The sequence below is a fragment of the Desulfovibrio sp. 1188_IL3213 genome (assembly GCF_036763145.1).
Lineage (GTDB): Bacteria > Desulfobacterota > Desulfovibrionia > Desulfovibrionales > Desulfovibrionaceae > Desulfovibrio.
The window spans coordinates 19,964-27,500 of the sequence record NZ_JBAIYR010000002.1 but is presented as its reverse complement, the minus strand read 5'-3'; the positions used below and the strand labels follow the sequence as shown (position 1 = coordinate 27,500).

Sequence of the window (7,537 nt, the reverse complement as noted above, 5' to 3'; positions counted from 1 at the left end):
TTCTTTCGGCACCATTGTCTCCACCTTAGCTACTCTCTTCCGGGCTGGTCGCCTATCGGTCAAATACAATGGGGACACATGGTTCTCCCCTGAACAGAACGGCATTCAGGAAGCCTTTACCAATACCACCAAGTTCAAGTCAGCTTCGTTTAAATCCATTACGACCACGCTGACGGCTGCCCAGAAAAATCAAGCCGTCCAGCTGTTGATGGATCTTGAAATCGAATCCCACACCGGCCGCAAGGTGGACTGGAACACCAACGACTTTGATCTGGCAGACAGCGTCAGGCACATGGCCGACCATCTCATCGGCGCACTGACAACGCTCGGTGACACGGTCGATGGATTTGAATCCCTGTTCCCGACGGTGGCCGACCAGAAACAGACGTTGCTGAGCTTCGCCGGGAAGGTCACAGAAAGCAACTACATCGAAAAAGTTGAATACCTGCTGACCAGCAGCGATCAATTTTCCACCGCAATCCAAACCATTTTGAAGGCTCAGAAGTTTATCAAAAAGAACTTCTCCAAGGTCAAAGAGTTTAAACGCTTCATTGAAGAGGTGGTCAGCGAGCTTAAAAAGGCGGATCGGACCGACAACAGTATCAAGGAAGCGCACGAGGAGTTTAACCGTCTGTACAAGCAGGACATGGTCAATAACTTCGGCAGCCTGCAGCAGCAGGTGCAGATCGTTAAAGACAGCTATTACAAGCTGATCAAGAACGCCGCAGCTGGAATGAGCCATGAATACCAATTGCTCAGCGGAAAAGTTGATGCAGCCCTCCGGGCCTTAAAGGGCTATCCTGCCGAGTTGAATACCCAGAACCAGATAAAGCTGGACGAGCTCAAGCGTTACTGCTCAGACCGGGTCATCAAAGAACCAGTGCTGGAATATGCCATCACCTGCAAAAACTGCGGCTACTCACTCTCGGATATTCTGAATTACACGGCACTGGCTCCTACCAAGGATAATGAGCTGCTGATTCTTCAGAGTGGGTTTATTGCTGAAGCTCCCAAGCCGGAACCGGATACTGGCGGAGGTTCTCCTGATCAGCCTCCGACTCCCAAAAAGCCGCGCAAAGTACACTTTCAGGTGACCAGCACGGTTATGACGGTGCAGGAATACAAATCGCTCCTTACGGCTCAGCTGACGGCACTGGCTGCCGCCAGACCGGATGAAGAGATCGAACTGGATATAGAAATTTATGACAGGATGTTAGCAGATGAAATTACCAGAACATGTAGATAAGCTCCGAGACCTCATTGATGCGGCTTTCGATAAACATTTCGCCAGGCTGGGGATCGGCAAGAACAAGCAGCTGGACATTGAAAAACTTCCTGAAGAGGTCAGGCCCAAACGCTTGCGTTTTGAGGAGATGCTCGAAAACCACATCGGGGAAACCGGCGATTACGAACACGCCCGGGAGAAGCTCATCGATGAGCTGACCTTCACCCTGTTTAACCGACTGGCGGCGGTCAAAGTCATGGAGGCGGCTACATTGTTTCCACCGGTTTTGACCAAACAGTCGGAGCACGGCGACCGCTCATTCGGCCACAAGGCATGGCTTGAAATGAATCCGCATATGCGTTCGGAAGAGCTGGAAGGTATCCGTGAATATCTGAAGACAGCCTTTGACGAACTGGGCGAGAACCTTCCGCTTTACAGCAAAGCCTACCCCTACGCCTTGCTGCCCGATGCCATCAGCCTCAACGAGATCATTGATGCCTTCAATGCGGTGGAAAAGGATAGCCAGGTGGGCAGCGACATCTGGCAAAGCGACGACGTTCTCGGCTGGATGTATGAGAGCTACAACAACGTCAAGAAAAAGGCCCACAAAGACAGCGGCGACAAGACCGAATACAACAAGGTCTCCTTGCAGTCACAGGTGTACACACCCCGCTGGGTGGTACAGTTTCTGGTGGAGAACTCACTGGGCAAGCTCTATCTGGAGATGTATCCGGATTCCGAGATCAAGCGCCGATACAAAATTGCCAACGCACCACAAAAACAGGAGCGCAAACCCAAACCGCTGCATGAAGTCAAAGCCATTGACCCGGCCTGTGGATCGGGCAATTTCCTGCTCTACGCTTTTGATTTCTTCTATGAGCTCTATGTGGATCAGATCGATAACTTCGGAGCCGATTACGATGAAAAGGACATCCCTAAGCTGATCATCGAAAACAACCTGCACGGCATCGATCTGGATGACCGGGCTGTTCAGCTGGCCCAGCTCGGTCTGTTTATCAAGGCCAAGAAGAAACGCCGCACCATCGGTGAACTTGCCTTCAACGTGGTCTCCTCGGACTTTTACCTGCCGGAATACGAAACCGTTGAGCACATCTTTACCGAAGGCTCCACGCTGGAGAAAAGTCAGCAGGAGCTTATTGCAGAGGTCTGGACCGACCTTCAATATGCCTACAAGTTCGGCTCACTGATCCGTCTGGATGAAAAGGTCAAGGCTAAGCTGAAGGCACTGGAAGCCAAACAAAGTTCCGCACAGCCGGAACTGTTTACTCTGATGGAAATAGCCGCCCACAAAAGCTTTGCTGCTACCTTTTTTGCCAATCTAAATACGGCGGTTGAGCAATATGCACAGGCGCAGGGCAATACCTTCCTGACCAGCAAGACCAGGGACGCTATCACGTTCCTTGAACTGCTCACCACAGAATACGATGTAGCTACGGCAAATCCACCTTATACGGACAGCGCCGACTTCGGACCAGACCTGAGAGAGTTCATTGAGGATAACTATAAGAAGCCGTACAAGTTCCACACCAACCTGTATGCCACGTTTATTAAGCGGTGCTATGACTTCACAGGAAAAGCTGGTTTTGTTGCAATGGTTCATCCTCCAACGTTCATGTATATCAAGACATTTGAAGATGTCCGTAAATTCATAATCGATAAAACCCATATCAACTTTTTTGTTGAATGGGGCTACTTAGGTATGTTCAACCCATCAGCTCGGGTTGATAGCGCTCTTTACATTTTGGAAAAGAATAACAATCAGGAAAAAGATGCAGTTTTTGTAAAACTCAATCACCTGTATGAAACCAAGCGCTATGACGCTCTATTTGGTGCCTATGAAAAGTTCCTCGCTGGTAACACACATGAACTGTTATATCGCATTCCACAATCCAAGCTGAAGATCATTAAATCCTGGCCATTCATTTACTGGATCTCTGATGAGTTCCGGGAGAAGTTTGGGGCTGATTCTCTGGAAAAATTTTTCCATATAAAAAACGGTCTTCAGACTGGCAATAACAACAGATTTCTCCGCCTTTGGTGGGAAATTGCGGCCGATCAACGTGATTACGAGGAATCTGAAAAATGGAAGTTGTACGGTAAGGGCGGCCCCCACAATAAGTGGTTTGGAAACCTATGGGCTACTGTAAATGTATTGGAGACAAATTCTTCTAGTCCATCTAAAGGTTATTACAGAGAGGGGGTGAATTTTTCAGGTTCGAGCTCAAAGGGGACCTCATTTCGATATATGCCTGCAGGCAATATGTTCGATAACGATGCTCCTTTGATATTTCCGAAGGACGATTATGGCATCAACTACCTTCTTGGGTTTATTAATACAAAGTTGGCTTCATACATAATAAGCTGCTTGAATCCAACTGTAAAAACACAAGTTGGAGATATTAAAAGAATACCATTTACCCCGCCATCAAAAACTCAGGAGGAAATGGTTTCGAAACTTTCAAAGACAAATGCTCAAATAAAACAAATTCTATGCGTCTACTCCTTGGTAGAAGTGAATTTCGCTAAGACTCCATATCCTGGCAATGGAAGCCTAAAAATATTCTTCAACTATGAAAACCATCTCATTGCACAAGTCCTCATCAATGAGGCCATCATCAATGAACAGATATTCGAGGCCTATGACCTGACCGAACATGACAAGGCGATGGTGCTGGCCAAAGAAGGTAAGAGCATTGGGGGCCTGCCGGTTTCTCATGAGGCTCGGGATGCCTATTTGGCTGAAACCGAAGCAACCAAGGAGTTCCCGCTGGATGCCATCCGTGAGTTTATCGTAGCTCTGCCGACAAAACAGTTCACGGCCGAAGAGCGCGAGGTCATTGAAAGCGGGTTCGGAAGCCTCTACCAGAGCAATAACGATCTGGAAGAGTTTTGTATCCGCCATCAGGTCAACCCGATCAACGTCTGGTACTGGTTCAAGCAGAGCAACGTGATCCCGCAACAGCGGATGCATACGCTGGCCATGGAGTTTCTGGCTGACATGGTCCGAGAGATCCTCATGGAGGATGAGGACGGTATTATCCCGCTGGTGCCCAATGCCGGTGAAAAAGTGCTGCTGGACCGCATCGAGGAAAAGTTTCGGGAAAAAGGCTTCAGCTCAGCACAGTACTCCAGCTTTGATTCGGTGCTTGGTCGCCCGATCCACGAGTACCTGAATAACTATTTCTTTGCGGAACTTTCCGACCACCTGAACCTGTTCATGTACCTGCCCAAGACGCCGTTTATCTGGCATCTCTCCAGTGGCCCGGAACAGGGCTTTGACTGCTACATCATCATTTACAAGTGGAGCCGCGATAAACTGATGCGCCTGCGCTCGGTCTATATCGAGCATCGAGAGCGCTCACTGATCAACCACCAGAGCGACCTCTCCGGCAACGAAAGCGCCGATGCCCAGAACGAAAAAGACCGCATCTTCAGACAGCTCAAAGAGATCGAAGCCTTCAAGAAGAAGATTGATGAGCTGCTCGCCGAAGGCTACAACCCGATCCTCGACGATGGCGTCGGCAAAAACATCGCTCCCCTGCAGAAAAAGGGTTTGATCCCCTACGAGGTGCTCAATGCAGGCCAACTTAAAAAGTACCTTAATGCGGACTGGTAGGGAGAGCTGATTATGCCAACAGAACAAAAAGAATGTGCAGTTTTTCGTTCAGGTGCGACTTGGCTCAGGGCTGATTTTCATCTTCACACCAAGGCGGACAAGGAATTCAAGTATTCTGAAAGCGAGGATTACTACTTCTCAGACTATGTTGATGGCTTGGAAAAGACCCAAATCAGACTCGGCGTGATTGCCAACCATAACAAGTTTGATGCATCTGAATTCAAGGCTTTAAAGAAGACGGCCTCCAAAAAGGAAATCTGCCTGCTTCCGGGGGTTGAGTTGTCCGTAAATGATGGCTCAAACGGCGTTCATACCTTGATAGTCTTTAGTGATCAATGGCTGGAAAACGGTAATGATTACATATCTCCCTTCATTACAACCATGTTTCCAGGAAAGGCTGAATCAGAGTACCAGAATGAAAATGGCAGAAGTGACAAGAATATACTACAGGCTGTTGAGGAGTTGGAGAAAACAGGCCGTGACTACTTCCTCATTTTTGCCCATGTAGAACAGAGAAGTGGATTGTGGTGTGAAATGGGCGGAGGAAAGCTCGGGGATTTTAAGGATAAAAGATATGAAACAGTGCGTTACAGGACTCTTGGGTTTCAGAAGGTTCGAACACACGACAAATCAGATAAGGTTTGCAGAACCAAAGTAAAAGACTGGCTTGGTGATTGGTATCCAGCGGAAGTTGAAGGCTCTGACTGTAAAACCATCGCAGACATAGGCAACGGAAAGTCGTGCTACCTGAAGCTGGGAGCCTTCTCTTTTGATGCCGTAAAATTCGCCCTTGTGGACAAGGACAGCCGTGTTGCTGTCAATCCTGTTCAGCATAACCACTCCCGCATTCAGAATATCCGCTTTACCGGTGGCACCTTGGCGGAAAAGCAAATCCATTTCTCTGCTGAACTCAACACCATGATTGGAATTCGAGGAAGTGGGAAATCATCAATTCTTGAAGTGATACGCTATGCCCTTCAAATTCCATTCGGTGAAAAATCGGGTGATAAAAAATACAAAGAAGATCTGGTCAAATACACCATGGGGAGTGGCGGCAAGGTTGAGATGGATGTCGTCGACCGACATGGCAAGGCTTACACGATTTCAAAAGTTTATGGTGAGGATACGAATGTTAAAGATGGCGGTCAGGATCTACAGGGGGTGGCAATAAGAGAGTCTATTCTCAGGAAACCCATATACTTTGGCCAGAAAGATTTGTCCAGCACTGGAGAAGGATTTGAAAAGGACCTGGTGAACAAGTTACTGGGCTCAAAACGGGATGAGGTTTTGCATAAGATATCTGCTCAGAAAGTGAAGGTGATTGATGCGGTTCGTAATCTCACCAGCGGGTTGGGACTGGATGAGCTGATCAAGGAACAGAACGACATTAAAAAGGATGCCGACCATCAACTGAAATTTTATGCGGATCACAACGTTGAAGAGAAGCTCCAAAAGCGACTCGATTTCGATACGGATGTAAAGCAGATCGATGCGACAATTGAGGCGGTTGATCTCTTCTCTCAGGACGTCAGCAGCATATCTACAGACCATGAATCAGTTCTGTCCTCCAAGAAAGACTATGTTTCAAAACACAATGCTGAACTGTTTGAAAAACTGAAAACAATTTTGGAAACCAAATATTTGTCCCTGATTTCTCAATTGAAAGTTTGGGAGCTGGACAATTCTGCTGTGCAGCAACAGCTTAAAGACCTTCAGACGGAGATGAAGGCAATTCGCAAAGGGATGGTTGATGAGTTTGCAGAGATCGAAAGGAAGTTGAGTGAGGAGCTGAAAGAATCAGGGAACACCAATATCAGCTCTGAAGAATTTCTAGCACTGAAGACCAAGCGTTCAAAAGCAGTCACCCGAATCGGTGAGCTCCAGAAGCAGAAAGACGAGTTTGCCGGGCATCAGGAAACCTTGCTCAAAGAAGTTAAAGCGTTAAACGACTTGTGGCATGAAGAATTTTTGCTGATCAAATCCGAGCTGGAAAAAATCGAAAAAGAGTCGTCCTCAATTACTATCGATTCCAACTACAAAGGCGATAAGGCGAACTTTGTAGATACTATGAAAGAATACTGTAAAGGAAGTGGTCTCAGAGACACTACTTTCCAAGGGATTGCCAGCCAGTATTCTGATTTCGCGTCAATATACAAAGATCTGGATACTGCAAAGCAACACTTTGGCAGCAACCCGCTACTCTTCACAGACCGTCTTTTAGCCAACCTTGAATCGGCTCTAACGTATCAGGTCCCAAACAAATTTATCATCAAATATCGTGGCAAAGAGTTGCAGCACCACTCTTTGGGGCAGCGAGCTTCTGCCCTGATTCTTTTCGTTCTCAGCCTCAAAGAGAATGATGTCATTATCATTGATCAGCCTGAGGATGATCTCGACAATCAGACGATATATGAAGATGTAATCAAGTTGATTCGTGACATGAAGCCCGGGGTTCAATTCATTTTCGCCACTCACAACCCTAATATTCCCGTTTTAGGGGATGCCGAATTGGTGCATGCCTGTTCATTCATGGATGAAAAAGTGGCCGTACAAAGTGGGAGTGTTGACGCCCAAGACACCCAAAAACTTATCATAAAGATAATGGAAGGCGGGCAAGAGGCATTCAACCGTCGTAAGGAGATTTACAAAATATGGAAACCGTAAACTCTATCAGG

At 47.3% G+C, this 7,537-nt stretch carries 3 protein-coding genes (1 of these 3 only partly in view); all 3 read left to right on the top strand.

Going from position 1 to position 7,537, the window contains the following annotated elements; all coding sequences use genetic code 11:
* Tightly spaced (at most 12 nt apart), the 3 genes in view from brxC to V6C16_RS00330 form a layout consistent with a single transcriptional unit that may run on beyond the window.
* A protein-coding gene (gene brxC, locus V6C16_RS00340; protein WP_333534970.1) for a BREX system P-loop protein BrxC crosses the window boundary here: on the top strand, positions 1-1,246 show its final stretch. Its footprint begins 2,423 nt before the window's first position; the window shows 1,246 of its 3,669 coding nt (coding positions 2,424-3,669); its start codon lies beyond the left edge, outside the window; its stop codon occupies positions 1,244-1,246.
* Positions 1,221-4,862 (top strand): BREX-1 system adenine-specific DNA-methyltransferase PglX, encoded by a 3,642-nt coding sequence (gene pglX / locus V6C16_RS00335; RefSeq protein WP_333534971.1) that lies wholly within the window; start codon positions 1,221-1,223, stop codon positions 4,860-4,862. Before brxC ends, pglX begins: the two co-directional genes overlap by 26 nt.
* Positions 4,863-4,874: 12 nt before the next feature.
* Entirely contained in the window at positions 4,875-7,526 is a 2,652-nt protein-coding gene (locus V6C16_RS00330) for a TrlF family AAA-like ATPase (protein ID WP_333534972.1), read from the top strand.
* Positions 7,527-7,537: the final 11 nt, after the last annotated feature.